This window comes from Parvimonas pharyngis, from assembly GCF_046569675.1.
Lineage (GTDB): Bacteria > Bacillota > Clostridia > Tissierellales > Peptoniphilaceae > Parvimonas.
Map to the genome: position 1 here is coordinate 32,064 of NZ_JBKICJ010000001.1, position 15,861 is coordinate 47,924.

Consider the following 15,861-nt stretch of genomic DNA (forward strand, 5'->3'; position numbering starts at 1 on the left):
TTATATTATATCACAACTGATAAAATAATTATTTTTTAATAATATTTTTTATTAATAATAATCCATTTGGGCTTACATGTAAGCCTTGAACATTTTTGTGAACAAGAACTGAAAATGAACGTTTATATAATGGAAAAATCAGATTGTCTCTGGAAATATCATCAATGGATGTATACATCTTTGAAAAATCGTCATTTTGTAAAAAATGATTTATAAAGTATTTTATATCTAAATCATCAGTAGTACCCATACTAAATGTTGAATGAATTATTTCAGATTCGCCTTCGTTTTTTATACTAACTTTAATTTTATATTTATCAATCCATTCTTTGGATAGTGAAGCTATAATTCTTTCGGATAATTTAGTCCCATTATTGCTTAACGTGAGAATCTCATTTTCTAAATTTGATTTTTTTATAATCTCTTCAACTTCATTTTTTAATTTTGAAATTTTTTCTGAATTAAGTTCTTCTTTTTGAGTAAATGGTGTTGAATTGTTATACAAAATAAATTCTGCTAAAAACTTAGAATCTATTAATTCATTTAAATTTTTTCTTAAAGTTGGATTATTTAAAAATTTATTATCTGTATTTAACTTTAAAAATTCAAAAATATTTGTATTGAAGTTTAATAGTTCAGGTTTCTTACTTGAATCAAGTCGTCTTTCGTATGGGATTTCATAAAATGGAAGTCCAAAGAAGTCGACTTGTTCTAAGTCAAATAGGTGATAGGCTAAAATCTCATTTTCTACTAATTTTAGAGTTATTTTTTTTATTTTTGTATTTACATTATCCCAGTAATTTTCGTTTTGTTCCAAAACTATCTCTTCATCACCATAACTTTTAATTTTAAAAGCGCTATTCGTTATAAGATTGTTTACATCAATAATACTATCTTTTTTAATAGGGAACATAAAAACATTAGATAGTATTTCATCAAAGTTTTTAACAGGATATTCCATATTTACTTCAATTGTATATTTATCCAATATTTTTAATCCTGAAAAATCTTTAAGTTTTAGTTTTAAGTCGTATAGTTTTTTAGCATCTTTTATAAAAAATAGCTTATATGCATTTGGATTTTTGTTTTCATAATTTAAAATACTCAACCATGATTCAACATAATCTTCAGCTGTTATATCTGTTCCATCAGACCATTTTAGATTATCTCTAAGTTTAATTGTCCATTTCATAAAATCTTCGCTTTTCTCAATTTTTTCTGCTTGATTTAATGCTATTTTACCATGGGCAGAATATTCAGTTAGCCCTTCAAAAAGTTGTGATATTAAGGCATCAGTATTAATATCGTTTGAAAATCTTGGATCTAAATTATATTCTTGTTTTTTTATTGCGGTTACTATTTCAGTACTTGGAATTTTTATATTATCAACATCTTTTTCTTTTTTATTAGTTGAACAAGAAACTAATAATAAAGTGAAAAAAATAAAAAATACTCTTGAAAATTTTCTCATACTTTTCTCCTTATAAAATTTGTGTAACATATATATTTTATCATAATTGTATAAAAAATTAAATAATTACAAAAAAGTAATAAAAAAATTGAATGTTATCGTGATTTAAATCACAGATATTACATTTATAAAAAAATTTGTTAAAAAAATTAATAAGTCTTGATATATAATATTAAGGGCGAGGTAAATAGTAATTACAAAATAATAATTTTGAGATTAAATTATGGAGGTTTGTAGTGAGTAATTCAAAAAAATTAACAAAAAAAGAACTTTTGGAAATGTATGATAAAATGTTACTTATAAGACATTTTGATATGGAACTTAGTAAATTATATTCAAGAGGATTTATCCACGGAATGACACATTATTCTGTAGGAGAAGAAGCAGCCAATGTTGGTGCAATATACCCAATGAGAAAAGAAGATTTAATGTATTCAAATCATAGAGGACATGGTCAAACAATTGCAAAAGGTATAGATATAAATAAAATGATGGCCGAAATCTTAGGGAAAGCAACTGGACAATGTAAAGGTCGTGGAGGTAGTATGCACCTTTACAACTTAGAAGTAAACAATATGGGATGTAATGGTATTGTTGGTGGTGGACACGGTTTAAGTACTGGTGCAGCTCTTGCTCAAAAAATGAAGAAAACAGGAAATGTTGTTGTTTGTTGTATGGGTGAAAGTGCTACAAATGAAGGAAGTTTTCATGAATGTTTAAATATGGCGTCAATTTGGAAATTACCATTAGTATTTTATGTAATTAATAATAATTATGGTATTTCAATGTCTCAACAAAGATCAATGACTGTTGATAGAGTTGTTGATAGAGCAGAGGCTTATAAAGTAAAATCAATTTATGTTGAAGATGGAAATAATGTATTAGATGTATACGATGCAATGAGTGAAGCAATTGAATATGCTAGAGAAGGTAATGGACCTGTTTTAGTAGAAGCTAAAAGTTATAGATGGTTTGGACACTCTGCTTCAGATGCTGGAAAATATAGAGATAAAGCTGAAGTTGATGCATGGAAAGAAAAAGATCCAAATGTTGCATTTAAAAAATATTTAATTGATAATAAAGTTGCGACTGAAAAAGAACTTGATGAAATGGATGAAAGTGTAAAGAAAGTAATCGCTGATGCAATAACTTTTGCTAAGGAATCACCTTTAGCAGATGAAAAAGATGCTTGTACTGACAATTATGCTTAATATTATTTAATAGGAGAAGATTATGGCTAGTGAAATAAAGATTATGACTTTGCGTGAAGCAATAAAAGAAGCAATGTCCGAAGAAATGCGTAGAGATGAAAATGTTTTTTTAATGGGAGAAGATGTTGGTATTTTCGGAGGAGATTTCGGAACTACTGTCGGAATGCTTGAAGAATTTGGAGAAGAAAGAGTTAGAGATTGTCCTATAAGTGAAGCTGCTATAGCAGGAGCTGCTGCAGGAGCTGCATCAGTAGGAATGCGTCCTATTGTTGATATAACTTTTATGGATTTTGTTACAATAGCAATGGATGCTATAGTAAATGAAGCTGCTCCAATGAGATATATGTTAGGTGGAGAAGTTAGTGTACCTGTTGTTTATCGTTGTGCATCAGGTTCAGGTACAGGAGCTGCAGCTCAACACAGTAAAGCTCTTGAAGCATGGTTCTGCCATATTCCTGGACTAAAAGTAGTTGCACCTGGAACAGTAAATGACGCTTATGGAATTTTAAAAGCTTCTGTAAGAGATAATAACCCAGTTATTTTCATAGAACCTAAAGCTCTTTTTGGTAGAAAGGGAGAAGTTAAGATTGGAGAAATAGTTGAAATCGGAAAAGGTGAAGTTAAAGTTGAAGGAAAAGATGTAACTTTAGTTTCTTGGGGAAGAATGTTAGAAAGAGCTTTACAAGCTGCTGAAGAATTAAAAGCTGAAGGAATTAGTGTAGAAGTTGTTGACCCAATTACATTAGTACCTTTAGATGAAGAATTAATAGTTGAATCAGTTAAGAAAACAGGAAGACTTGTTCTTTGTCATGATTCATTTAAAACAGGTGGATTTGGTGGAGAAATTGCAGCAAGAATTGCTGAAAGTGATGCTTTTGATTATTTAGATGCACCAATCTACAGAGTTGCAGGAGCTGATACAAATATTCCTTCTGCTAAAAACTTAGAAGCGGTAGTCGTACCAAGTGTTGAAGATATTAAAAATACTTTAAGAAAAGCAGTTAATAGATAGGAGGAAATTATGTCTGATATAAAATTTAGAGCAACACCAGTTGCAAGATTTTTATCTAAGCAAAATAATATCGACTTATCATTGCTAAAAGGAACAGGTCCAAAGGGAAGAATTCAAAAAGAAGATGTTCTAAACTTTAAAAATTTTGGAATAATAAAAGTTTCATCTCTTGCAAAGAAGATTGCAGAAGTTGAAGGTGTTGATTTGACTAATGTAACTGGAACAGGAGTTAACGGAAAAATATTAAAAGATGATATTTTAGAATTCTTAGCAAATAAAGATGTAATTTCTACAGAAAATGCTGTTGAAGAACAAGTTGTTGAAACTCAAGAAATTAAAAAATCATATGGTGAAGTTGAAGAAGTTCCAATGTCAATGATGAGAAGAACTGTTGCTAAGAGAATGAGTGAAAGCTATTTTACAGCACCTGTTTTTGTAGCGAATATTGAAGTTGATATGACTGAAGTTAAAAACTTAAGAGCAAATATTATGCAACAACTTATTGATGAAACAGGATACAAACTTACAATTACAGATATAATTTCATTAGCAACAGTTAAGAGTTTAGTAAAACATCCATATGTAAATTGTAGCTTATCAGCTGATGGAACAAAGATTTTACTTCATAAGTATGTAAATCTTGCTATGGCTGTTGGACTTGAAAATGGACTTTTAACACCAGTTGTTAAAAATGCTGAAAAAATGAGTTTAAGAGAACTTATGATTTCATTAAAAGACTTAACTAAGAAAGCTGTTGAAATGAAATTAGAGTCAGAAGAATTAGAAGATAGTACATTTACTATCAGTAACTTAGGTATGTTTGGTATAGATTCTTTTGCTCCAATTATAAATCAACCTAATAGTGCTATATTAGGTGTTAGTGCGACTGTTGATAAACCAGTTGTAGTAAATGGAGAAATAACTATAAGACCTATTATGAAATTATCAATTACAGTAGATCATAGAGTCGTTGATGGAATGGAAGCTGCGAAGTTTTTAAATACATTGAAAAATTATTTAGAAAATCCTATTTCAATTTTAGTTTAGTGTGAGGAGAAAATTATGTTAACAGAAATAATAATGCCAAAAGCTGGTAGTGAAATGGAAGAAGGCCAAATTGTAAAATGGCTTAAAAAAGAGGGAGACAAAGTTGAAGCCGGAGAAATAATTTTAGAAATTATGACTGATAAGGTTAATATGGAAATTGAAGCCGAAGCTTCAGGAACTTTGCTTAAAATTTTAAAACATGATGGAGAAATTGTTCCAGTTATAACAACTATTGCCTATATTGGAGACGAAGGAGATGTTATTCCTGAAACTGCTTCAGCACCTGTTAAAGAAGAAGTTAAAGAAGTTGCTAAGGAAGAAGTTAAAGCACAACCAGAAGAAAAAACAACTGAAGTTAAAGCAGAAGCTAAAAAAGAATTAAAAGATGGTGAATATGATGTTGTTGTAATCGGCGCTGGTCCTGCTGGATATTATTCAGCGATTAAAGCTGCCCAAAAAGGAGCAAAAGTTGCAATAGCAGAAAATAACAAATTTGGTGGTACTTGCTTAAATAGAGGATGTATACCAGCTAAAACTTATCTACAAAATGTTGAAGATATAGAAAGAATTAAAGCGTCAAGTAAGAGAGGAATCATTTTAGAAAATGATAATGCTACTGTTGACGTTGCAAAGGCTTTAAAATTCAAAAATTCTATAGTTAAGAAACTTACTGCTGGAGTTGAATTCTTATTAAAGAGCAATTCAGTAGAAATGTTTAAAGAAACAGCTTTTATTAATTCAAATGGAAATGTTACTTTAGAAAGCGGAAAAGAACTTGTATGTGGTTCAATAATTTTTGCTGGTGGTTCTAAATGTGTTAAAAATATTAAAGGATCAGATAATTCAAATGTTATAGATACTGATGAAGCATTAGATTTAAAAGAAGCACCGGAATCATTAGTAATAATTGGAGCAGATTATATTGGAGTTGAAATGGCTCAAATATTCAGTTCTTTCGGAAGTAAAGTAACTGTTGTTGAAAGAAAGAATTCTGCAATTGAAGTTGTTGATTCAGAAGTTTCTTCAATCTTAATCAAGTCTTTAGAAAAATCTGGAATTAAATTTATCTTTGGTAAAGAAATTACAGAAATTTCTGGAGAAAAAGTATTAGCTGGTTCAGAAGAAGTTGCAAGTGGAAAAGTTATTTTAGTTACAACTAGAGAAGCTGATTTAACTGCATTAAAAGATGTAAAACTTGAAATTTCTAATGACAATGTTGTAGCAAATGATAAAATGCAATCAAGTTTAAAGAATATTTATGTAACAGGAGATGTTAACGGTAAAAATCTTCTTGCACATGCTGCATTTAAAATGGGAGATATTGCTGCTTCAGAAATAGTTGAAGGTAAATCAGATAAGTACAATAATAATATTATTCCGAGAGCAATTTACACATATCCTGAAATTGGTAGTGTAGGTTTAACTGAAGAAGAAGCAAAAAAATCTTATGATGTAAAAGTTGGTAAATTTAATTATGGAGCAAATGGTAGAGCTTTAGCTCATGGAGATTCATCAGGAATGGTTAAAATTATTTCTGATGCAAGATATGGAGAAATCTTAGGAGCTCATATTGTTGGACCAAGAGCATCAGAATTGATTAATGAAGTTTCAGTTTTAATGCAATCAGAAGTTATTGTTGAAGAAGCAATAAAAATGGTATTTGGACATCCAACATTCTCAGAAGCAATATATGAAGCTATTGCAGATGTTGAAGGAGTTAGTGTACATTTACCTAAAAAGTAAAAAATATAAAATTTATTTGAAAAAGGATAGAAATTCTATCCTTTTTTTAATGAATATGATAAAATATTTTTAATACTTTTGGAATTGAGGAGAAATTATGATTTTTATTAAAAATAAAATTACAGATGTATATTTTAATTTAGCTTTAGAAGAGTATATCTTTGAAAAATTTAAAGAAGATGAAGTCTTTATGTTATGGATAAATGAACCATCTGTTGTCATAGGAAAACATCAGAATTTAATTGAAGAATTAAATATGAAATACTGTTTTGAAAATAATATTAAAATTGCAAGAAGAATCTCCGGTGGTGGAACAGTTGTTCACGATTTTGGAAATCTTAATTATACTTACATAACAAATACAACGGGAGATACTGCACTTGATTTTAAGGAATTATTGAAGCCGATGTATAATGCACTTTTGAATTTGAATGTTGATGCTTATATTTCTCCAAGAAATGACTTTAGAGTACAGGATAAGAAAATTTGTGGACATTCAGAGTTTATGAGAAAGAAAAGAGTTTTACATCATGGTTGTATCCTGTTTGATAGTAATTTAGATAAATTAAGAAATGCTTTAAATGTCAATAATAAAAAGGTAATTTCAAAATCAGCTAAGTCAGTAAAAAGTAGTGTTGCAAACTTAAAAGACATTTCAAAATTAGAATATGATATTTCAGATTTTTTAGAAAAATTAAAGAATGAAATACTAAAAACTCAAGATAGATTTGAACTATATGAATTAACAAATGAAGATATTAATAATATTGAAAAAATTAAAAATGATAAATATGCTACAAAAGATTGGATATATGGACAATCTCCTAAAAGTATCTTTATTTTAGATGAAGAAAAAAAATTTACTGTTGAAATAGATAGCGGAAGAATTAAAAATATTAATATTGGAAATGATAATAAATATGATAGTTTAATAGGAATTTATTTTGAGTATGAAGAAATAAAGAATAAATTAGATTTATTAAATATAGATGATATTTATTCTAAAATGCTTTGTGATATTTAAATAAGTAAATTATAAGTACTAAAAATATATAATTGAGCAATTCTAATAGAATTGCTTTTTTTTTATTTTATAAAAAAGTGCATAAAATCAACTGTTTTATTTACTTTTTTAATAATATATGCTATAATAAATCGTTATGCGTTGGATTTAATTATAGAAAGGAAAGTATATGAAAAATATTGAAAACATAAGAAATGTAGCGATTATTGCTCACGTTGACCATGGCAAGACTACTTTAGTAGATTGTTTATTAAAAAGTAGCGGTGTTTTTAGAGAAAACCAAGATGTTAAAGAAAGAGTAATGGACTCAAATGATATAGAAAGAGAAAGAGGAATTACAATTCTTTCGAAAAATACTGCAATTGATTATAAAGGAGTTAAAATTAATGTAATTGACACTCCGGGACATGCTGATTTTGGTGGAGAAGTTGAACGTGTTTTAAAGATGGCTAATGGTGTTATTTTAGTAGTAGATGCGTTTGAAGGACCTATGCCTCAAACAAAATTTGTATTGAGAAAAGCATTTGAACTTAAATTACCTACAATAATTTGTATAAATAAAATTGATAGACCAGAAGCTAGATGTGAAGAAGTTGTAGATGAAGTTTTAGATTTATTCATACAACTAGATGCTTCAGAAGATTATTTAGAAAGTCCTTTTGTTTTTGCGTCTGCAAGAGCAGGATATGCAACTATGGATTTTAACAATAAAACAGAAGATATGAAAACTCTATTAGATGTTATTGTTGATTATATTCCAGCACCAGTTGGTGATGAAAATGCTCCTTTTAAATTACTTATTTCTACAACTGATTATAATGAGTATGTAGGAAGAATAGGTATTGGTAAAATAGAAAGTGGTAGTGTTAAACTTGGAGATGATGCTGTAATTGTAAACTATAATGATAGCAGTATAAATAAAAAGATAAAAATTACAAAAATATATGAGTTTGAAAATTTATCTAGAAAAGAAGTTGAAAGCTCATCTGTAGGTAATATAATTGCTGTAACAGGTGTAGAAGGAATTAGTATTGGGGATACACTATGTTCAATAGAAGATCCAACACCGCTTCCTTTTGTTAAAATTTCAGAACCAACTCTTGCAATGAATTTTATAGTGAATAATTCACCATTTGCAGGAAAAGAAGGAAAATTTGTTACAAGTAGACAAATACGTTCAAGACTTTATAAAGAATTAGAAACAGATGTAAGTTTAAGAGTTGAAGATACAGATTCAACTGATAGTTTTAGAGTTTCAGGAAGAGGAGAACTTCATCTTTCAGTTTTAATAGAAAATATGAGAAGAGAAGGATATGAATTCCAAGTTTCAAAACCTGAAGTTCTTTACAAAAAAGATGAAAATGGTAAACTATTAGAACCTATAGAAACAGTGACTATTGATGTTGATCAAGAATTCGTAGGATCAGTTATTGAAAAATTAGGACAAAGAAAAGCTGATTTGATAAATATGAATCCTTCACAAGCAGGATATACAAGACTTATTTTTAATATTCCTGCTAGAGGCCTTATTGGATATCGTTCAGAATTTTTGACTGATACTAGAGGTAGTGGAACATTAAATACAGAATTTAAAGCATATGAACCATTTAAGGGAGAAATTCCAACAAGAAATGTTGGTTCATTGATTTGTTTTGAAACTGGCGTAGCAACTGCTTACGGATTAAATTCAGCTCAAGAAAGAGGAACATTATTTATTTCTCCTCAAGCTGAAGTTTATGAAGGAATGGTTGTAGGGTCAAATGCTAAAGGATTAGATATTGAAGTTAATGTTTGTAAAAAGAAACAACAAACAAATATTAGATCCTCTGCTTCTGATGATGCATTAAAACTAAGCCCTCCAAAGATTATGAGTTTGGAAGAAATGTTAGAATTTATTGAAAGTGATGAATATATTGAAGTAACACCTCAAAGTTTAAGAATGAGAAAAAAAATATTAGATTCACAATTAAGATATAAATCTAAGAAAAATAATAAATAGCTTATAAATATTGTGTAAATGTGGTATAATAAATATAAGTAAATATATGACAAAATTTATTGTTATAAAAGATTGATTTAGTTGTTGAAAATTAAAATATTATAAATTATAGATATTTAGGAGGGATTTGTTTGCCTAAGATATTAGTAAGAAAAAGTGGCCCTTTAGAGGGAACTGTAAAAATAGATGGAGCAAAGAATGCGGCACTTCCAATTATTGCTGCCTCACTTTTAGGAACAGAACCAATCGTTCTTGAAGATGTTCCTAATCTAGTAGATGTTAAAATTATTTTAAAAGTATTAGAAAGTTTAGGGGCAAAAGTTGAATTTTTATCTGAAAATAGAGTTTCTATTGATTCAAGTAAAATAAATTCTTTTGTGACTGATAGAAGTTTAATGGAAAAGATGAGAGCTTCATTTTTAGTAATGGGTCCATTATTAGCAAGATTTGGAAGAGCGGATGCATTCTTGCCAGGTGGATGTGCAATAGGTTCTCGTCCTATTGACTTGCATTTAAAAGGATTTAAAATTTTAGGTGCATTAATTGAAGAAGAACCAGATAAGATTTCTGCTAGATGTGAAAAATTATATGGAGATACTATATATTTAGATTTCCCTTCTGTAGGGGCAACTCAAAACATTATGATGGCAGCAACTTTAGCAAAAGGTGAAACTATAATTGAAAATGCAGCAAAAGAACCTGAAATTGTTGATTTAGGAAACTTTTTAAATAAAATGGGAGCTAAAATTTCAGGAGCTGGAACTTCTACTATAAGAATTATAGGGGTAGAAAAATTAGGTGGTACAGTTCATACAATTATTCCTGATAGAATTGAAGCTGCTACATTTATGATAGCTGCTGCTATTACAGGAGGAAAAGTTGTAGTTCAAAATTGTATTTCAAATCATATTAAACCTGTTATTGCTAAATTAAAAGAAACAGGTGCCTATGTTGTTGTAAATGAAGATGAAGATTCAATTTTTGTAAAAGGTGGAGAAAAGATTAAAGGTACAGATATTAAAACATTACCTTATCCTGGTTTCCCAACAGATGTTCAAGCTCAATTTATGGCTTATTTATGCGTATGTGAAGATCAATCAAAAGTTACTGAAACTGTATTTGAAAATAGATTTATGCATGTTGACGAGCTTAGTAAAATGGGTGCTATTATAGCAACTAGTGGTAAAGAGGCTAGAATAGCTGGTGTAAGAAAACTTGTTGGAGCTGAAGTTAATGCTACCGATTTAAGAGCTGGTGCAGCTTTAGTTTTAGCTGGACTTGTAGCTGAAGGCACTACAACAATTGGAAATATTTATCATATTGATAGAGGATATAATGACTTTGTTGGAAAGATGAGATCATTAGGAGCAAATATCGAAAGAATAGAAGATTAATTATTTTAGGAAACTAGTTTTAGTTTCCTAAATTTGTATATAGGAGCAGTTATGAAGTTAACAGGAGAGGTTATAAAAGTTAGATATATAAATGAAGATAATGGCTACTCGGTTTTTGACTTAAACACAAGTGATGGAGAAATAAAAATTGTTGGAATTTTTGATTCTGTTAACATCGGAGAAAGTTTAGAGTTAGAGGGCGAATTTACTTATGATAACAAATATGGTGAACAACTTAATGTAACTTCCTATAAAAAAATGCTTCCAAGTTCTGTAGTTGAAATCGAAAGATATTTATCTAGTGGAATTATTGCTACAATAGGCCCTAAAAATGCTGGATATATTGTTGAAAAATTTGGAAAGAAAAGTTTAGATATAGTATTTGATGAAACTGATAGACTAGTTGAAGTAAGAGGTATTGGAAAGAAAAGTATTGAAAAAATAAAAAAATCTGTTGAAGAATTAAGATTTAGTAAGAATATTTTATTTCATTTAAGTGGATTAGGTATTAGTTTAAGTTTATCAAAAAAAATCTATAGTATTTTTAGGGAGGATACTTTAGAAATTATAAATGAAAATCCATATAAACTAATAAAAAATGTAAAAGGTATAGGTTTTTTAAAAGCTGATGAAATAGCTTTAAAAAACAATTTAGATAAAACTAGTCCTTATAGAATAGAATCAGCAATTATTTACATTCTAACTCAAAAAGCTATAAATTTTGGACATGTATACTATCCCAAAGACAAACTTACAGAGGAAGTTTCATCATTAATAGGAATAGAAAAAGATTTAATTGAACCGATATATATGAATTTGTTATTGTCTTCGGATATAGTTGTAGATAATTCTTTTGATGAGCCAAATATATATTTAGATTATCTATATATTTCTGAAAGTTATATAGCGAGCAAACTAGCTAAAATGGCTTTAAATGAGGATTTTAAAATTTTATTTAATATAGAAAAAGAAGTAAAAAAATCTATAGAAAGCCAGTTAATTAGATTATCAGAAATTCAAATAGATGCAATAAAATCTTGTTTTGAAGAAAATATTTCAATTATAACTGGTGGACCTGGAACAGGAAAAACCACAATTATTAATACTATTTCTAAAATATTTTTAGAAAATGGTTATAATATATCACTTTGCGCTCCAACAGGTAGAGCAGCAAAAAGAATAGAAGAAACCACTGGAATAGAAGCAAAAACAATACATAGAATGTTAGGCTATATTCCAAGCAGTTATGATGATATTGGACATTTTGAATATAATGAAGATAACCCTTTAGATACTGATTTGATAATTATTGATGAGATGAGTATGGTAGATGTAGTACTTTTTGAAAAATTATTAAGGGGAATTAAAGATAATACAAAGTTAATTATTGTGGGAGATGTTGATCAGCTTCCTAGTGTTGGAGCTGGAAATGTGCTAAAAGATTTAATTAATTCTAACAAGATAAAATATACAAAGCTTATTGATATTTTTAGACAATCCGAAAATAGTAATATAATAGTTAACGCGCATAAAATTAATAATGGTCAAGAACCGCTTTTAAATGAAAAAAATAGTGATTTTTTCTTTTTAAATACTGATGCACCTTCAATTACTAGAAATGTTGTTGTTGATTTGATAAGTAGAAGACTTCCAAAGGCTTATGGTTACGATTATTCTAAAGATATTCAAATTCTTACACAAAGTAGAAAAGGTATTTGTGGTGTATTTGAACTCAATAAGTTATTACAAGATATCTTAAATCCAAAAACAGAAGCAAGTGATGAAATTTTGGTTGGAAATAAACTATTTAGAGTTAATGATAAAGTTATGCAAACTAAAAATAATTATAATTTATCTTTCGTTGATGATGAAGGAGAAGAAAATTTTGGTGTTTATAATGGAGATATGGGACATATAATTTTCATAGATGAATCAAGCAATAAATTGACAGTTGAAATGGATGATAAAAGATTAATTGAATATAGTTTAGAGGATTTAGATAATTTAGAATTGGCTTATGCAATAACAATACATAAATCACAAGGTTCGGAGTTTAAATCTGTAATTATTCCAATGTTTGATGGTTATAAACTACTTCAAACTAGAAATTTATTATATACTGCTATAACAAGGGCAAAGGAAAATATTGTTTTAGTTGGTGATAAAAATGTTATGAATAATATGATTAGAAATAATACTATCAATAGTAGATATTCAAACTTAGAAAAAAGAATTCAACATTTTTATGGGCTTGTAGAGGATTTATTATAATGATTAAAAATTTTTTAAAAAGTTTCTTTTTTAATGAAGATTATTGTTTTTTTTGTAAAGAAAATTTAATAAAAACTTCTTTTTTATGTGATGATTGTATATCTAAAATTAGAAGATATGATAAAGAAATATTTAATGATTTTGGAGAGGATTGTTTTAAAAAAGATATTATATTCTATTATTCTGGAATTATAAAGTCAAAAATAAAAGAATTTAAATTCGAAAATGGAGTATATCTCAAAAAGCCTTTTGGAAAATTAATATATGATAATTTAGATAAATCACTATTAAAAGACATAGACTTAATAGCATATGTGCCTTCAAGTAAAAAGAAAATACGATTAAGAGGATATAATCATTCGAAGTTATTAGCACAAGAGGTTTCAAAATATTCAAATATACCAATATTTAATGATTTAAATAAAATTAAAAATACAAAATCTCAACATTTTTTAACTCTTGAAGAAAGAAGTATTAATTTAAAAGATTCTTTTAGTGTTAATGGAGATTTAAGTGGTAAGAGTGTTTTATTGATTGATGATATACACACAAGCGGTGCAACAGTAGAAGAATGTTATAAAGAATTAAGAAAATCTAATTGTAAATTTGTTTGGATTGTATGTCTTTGTGGAGTATTTTAATTTTTAGCATTAAGTAACTAATTATTAATTGCTGATTTATTTTTAAAAACATTAAAAAAATTGAATTAAAGTCATAATTTAATTGTCAACAATTATTTTAAATGATATAATATAATGGTAAATCATACAATTTATGTTTAACTAGTATACGGGGGAATTATGAAAATATTTAAAAGAATTTTAATTTCATCTTTAGCACTTGTTTTAAGTGCAGGACTTCTAGTGGGCTGTGGCTCTAAAAAAGAAGCTAATAAAACTGCTGATGGTAAAACTTCAATCGAAAAATTAACAATTGGTTTTGTACCTTCAAGAGAACCATCAGAAATAGTTACTGCTACTGAACCTTTAAAACAATTATTAAAGGAACAATTAGCAAAAGAAGGATTTGACGTTAAAAATGTAGAAATTACAGTTGGAACAAGCTTTGAAGCTGTAGGTGAAGGACTTAATGCTGGAACATTAGATGTTGGATTTATCCCAGCTGGAACTTATGTACTATATAGAGATGGAGCAGAAGTTCTATTAACAGCCACTAGAAAAGGACTTTCTGTAAATGATGATTCTGCTAAAGTTTGGAATGATCAAAAACCTATTAAAAGAACAGAAGATCAAGTTACTTCATATAGAGCTTTAATAATTGCTGGACCATCAGAAAAAGGTCAAGCAATTGCTAAAAAAGTAAATGCAGGAGAAAAATTAACATGGGATGATGTTAAAGACTTAAAATGGAGTGTAATGAATCCAACTTCACCTGCTGGATATATTTATCCAACTTTATGGTTAAATGAAAATTTTGGAAAAACAATAAAAGATTTAGGTAATAATGCAATTTTAAGTGATTCATACGGTTCTGCTTTTGCAAGACTTGCTTCAGGACAAGTAGATATACTTTGCACATATGCTGATGCTAGACTTGACCAAGAAAAGAAATGGAATGAAAATTATGGAAGAACAGCATCAATTTGGGAAGAAACAAATTTAATAGGCGTTACAACTCCTATTTATAATGATACTGTTAGTGTTTCTAAGAAATCTAAAAATATAACACCTGAATTCAAAAAAGCTTTAGAAAAAGCATTGATTGAAATTGCTAAAACTCCAGAAGGAAAGAAAGTTATAGCAGTTTATAGTCATGAAGGTTATCAACCAGCAAAAGATTCTGATTATGATAATGAAGCTAAAGCTCAAGAAATAGTAAAAAAATTGAAATAGTGTTGAAATAATTAAATTGTGTGAGAAAAAGGGAGAGAGAAATCTCTCCTTTTTTTAAACATATTATATGGAGAAGAAAATGATAGAATTTAAAAATGTTAGTAAAGTATATCCAAATGGAACAAAAGGATTAATTGATGTTGATTTAAAAATTGAACAAGGTGAATTCGTTGCTATAATAGGACTTTCAGGTTCAGGAAAATCAACATTAATAAGATGTGTCAATAAGATGCATGAAATTACATCTGGAGAGTTGATTGTAAATGATGTTGATGTTAAAAAATTAAATGGTTCTGAAATTAGAAAATTTAGAAGAAAAATAGGTATGATTTTTCAATCTTTTAACTTGGTTACAAGAGCTACAGTTATTAAAAATGTATTAACAGCATTTGTTCCCGATTTAACAGGTTTTAGAAAATTCTTTGGAATCTTTCCAAAGGAATGTAAGATAAAATCTTTAGAAGCTCTAGATAAAGTAGATATGTTAGAAAAAGCATATGTAAGAGTTGACCAACTTTCTGGTGGACAACAACAAAGAGTTGCATTAGCTAGAGCATTAGGACAAAGTCCTCAAATTATATTAGCTGATGAACCTGTTGCAGCACTTGATCCTGTTACATCAAATCAAGTTATGGAAGACTTTAGAAAAATTAATAAAGAAAATAAAATTACGATTTTAATTAATATTCATGATGTTGATTTAGCTTTAAAATATTGTGAAAGAGTAGTTGGAATAAATAAAGGTAGAATTGTTTATGATGGAAAATCAAGTGATATTACAAAGGAAATTTTAGATAAAATTTACCAAAAAGATTTATTTGTAATTGGAGAATAAT

12 protein-coding genes are annotated in these 15,861 nt (G+C 28.1%); 11 read left to right on the plus strand and 1 reads right to left on the minus strand.

Annotation, left to right across the window (positions count from 1 at the left end; translation table 11 throughout):
• Nucleotides 1-28: 28 nt before the first annotated feature.
• On the minus strand, nt 29-1,471 hold the full coding sequence (locus tag ACLGL0_RS00155; RefSeq protein WP_411013199.1) for an ABC transporter substrate-binding protein: 1,443 nt from the start codon (nt 1,469-1,471) through the stop codon (nt 29-31).
• Nucleotides 1,472-1,707: 236 nt separating this feature from the next.
• Here ACLGL0_RS00155 and ACLGL0_RS00160 point away from each other — a divergent pair, with 236 nt between their 5' ends.
• From ACLGL0_RS00160 to phnC, 11 genes are all read left to right on the plus strand, one after another.
• A complete protein-coding gene (locus tag ACLGL0_RS00160) occupies nt 1,708-2,682 on the plus strand; it encodes a thiamine pyrophosphate-dependent dehydrogenase E1 component subunit alpha (RefSeq protein WP_411013200.1) in 975 nt (324 codons plus the stop codon).
• A gap of 22 nt (nt 2,683-2,704) precedes the next feature.
• Complete coding sequence (locus tag ACLGL0_RS00165) at nt 2,705-3,694, plus strand: alpha-ketoacid dehydrogenase subunit beta (protein ID WP_314557358.1); 990 nt, start codon at nt 2,705-2,707, stop codon at nt 3,692-3,694.
• Nucleotides 3,695-3,703: 9 nt separating this feature from the next.
• Nucleotides 3,704-4,741, plus strand: a complete 1,038-nt coding sequence (locus ACLGL0_RS00170) for a dihydrolipoamide acetyltransferase (RefSeq protein WP_411013201.1) — start codon at nt 3,704-3,706, stop codon at nt 4,739-4,741.
• 15 nt (nt 4,742-4,756) lie between these two features.
• Nucleotides 4,757-6,484, plus strand: coding sequence for a dihydrolipoyl dehydrogenase (lpdA, locus tag ACLGL0_RS00175; RefSeq protein ID WP_411013202.1), 1,728 nt, complete (start codon nt 4,757-4,759; stop codon nt 6,482-6,484).
• A 97-nt stretch (nt 6,485-6,581) separates the two neighbouring features.
• A complete protein-coding gene (gene lplA / locus ACLGL0_RS00180; RefSeq protein ID WP_411013203.1) occupies nt 6,582-7,508 on the plus strand; it encodes a lipoate--protein ligase in 927 nt (308 codons plus the stop codon).
• A gap of 169 nt (nt 7,509-7,677) precedes the next feature.
• Nucleotides 7,678-9,507 (plus strand): translational GTPase TypA, encoded by a 1,830-nt coding sequence (typA, locus tag ACLGL0_RS00185; RefSeq protein ID WP_411013204.1) that lies wholly within the window; start codon nt 7,678-7,680, stop codon nt 9,505-9,507.
• A gap of 131 nt (nt 9,508-9,638) precedes the next feature.
• Entirely contained in the window at nt 9,639-10,901 is a 1,263-nt protein-coding gene (murA, locus tag ACLGL0_RS00190; RefSeq protein ID WP_411013205.1) for a UDP-N-acetylglucosamine 1-carboxyvinyltransferase, read from the plus strand.
• 51 nt (nt 10,902-10,952) lie between these two features.
• Nucleotides 10,953-13,172: an SF1B family DNA helicase RecD2 gene (gene recD2 / locus ACLGL0_RS00195; RefSeq protein WP_411013206.1), complete on the plus strand. Its 2,220-nt coding sequence runs from the start codon at nt 10,953-10,955 to the stop codon at nt 13,170-13,172.
• Entirely contained in the window at nt 13,172-13,813 is a 642-nt protein-coding gene (locus ACLGL0_RS00200; RefSeq protein WP_411013207.1) for a ComF family protein, read from the plus strand. The genes recD2 and ACLGL0_RS00200 overlap by 1 nt, the downstream gene beginning before the upstream one ends.
• A 159-nt stretch (nt 13,814-13,972) precedes the next feature.
• Nucleotides 13,973-15,025, plus strand: coding sequence for a phosphate/phosphite/phosphonate ABC transporter substrate-binding protein (locus tag ACLGL0_RS00205; protein WP_314557376.1), 1,053 nt, complete (start codon nt 13,973-13,975; stop codon nt 15,023-15,025).
• A 79-nt stretch (nt 15,026-15,104) separates the two neighbouring features.
• Complete coding sequence (gene phnC, locus ACLGL0_RS00210; RefSeq protein ID WP_411013208.1) at nt 15,105-15,860, plus strand: phosphonate ABC transporter ATP-binding protein; 756 nt, start codon at nt 15,105-15,107, stop codon at nt 15,858-15,860.
• The last annotated feature ends 1 nt before the right edge of the window (nt 15,861 follow it).

Coding starts and splice junctions, on each gene's coding strand:
- ACLGL0_RS00155 (WP_411013199.1), bottom strand. CDS start 1,471: ATGAGAAAATTTTCAAGAGTATTTTTTATTTTTTTCACTTTATTATTA.
- ACLGL0_RS00165 (WP_314557358.1), top strand. CDS start 2,705: ATGGCTAGTGAAATAAAGATTATGACTTTGCGTGAAGCAATAAAAGAA.
- ACLGL0_RS00170 (WP_411013201.1), top strand. CDS start 3,704: ATGTCTGATATAAAATTTAGAGCAACACCAGTTGCAAGATTTTTATCT.
- lpdA (WP_411013202.1), top strand. CDS start 4,757: ATGTTAACAGAAATAATAATGCCAAAAGCTGGTAGTGAAATGGAAGAA.
- lplA (WP_411013203.1), top strand. CDS start 6,582: ATGATTTTTATTAAAAATAAAATTACAGATGTATATTTTAATTTAGCT.
- typA (WP_411013204.1), top strand. CDS start 7,678: ATGAAAAATATTGAAAACATAAGAAATGTAGCGATTATTGCTCACGTT.
- recD2 (WP_411013206.1), top strand. CDS start 10,953: ATGAAGTTAACAGGAGAGGTTATAAAAGTTAGATATATAAATGAAGAT.
- ACLGL0_RS00200 (WP_411013207.1), top strand. CDS start 13,172: ATGATTAAAAATTTTTTAAAAAGTTTCTTTTTTAATGAAGATTATTGT.
- ACLGL0_RS00205 (WP_314557376.1), top strand. CDS start 13,973: ATGAAAATATTTAAAAGAATTTTAATTTCATCTTTAGCACTTGTTTTA.
- phnC (WP_411013208.1), top strand. CDS start 15,105: ATGATAGAATTTAAAAATGTTAGTAAAGTATATCCAAATGGAACAAAA.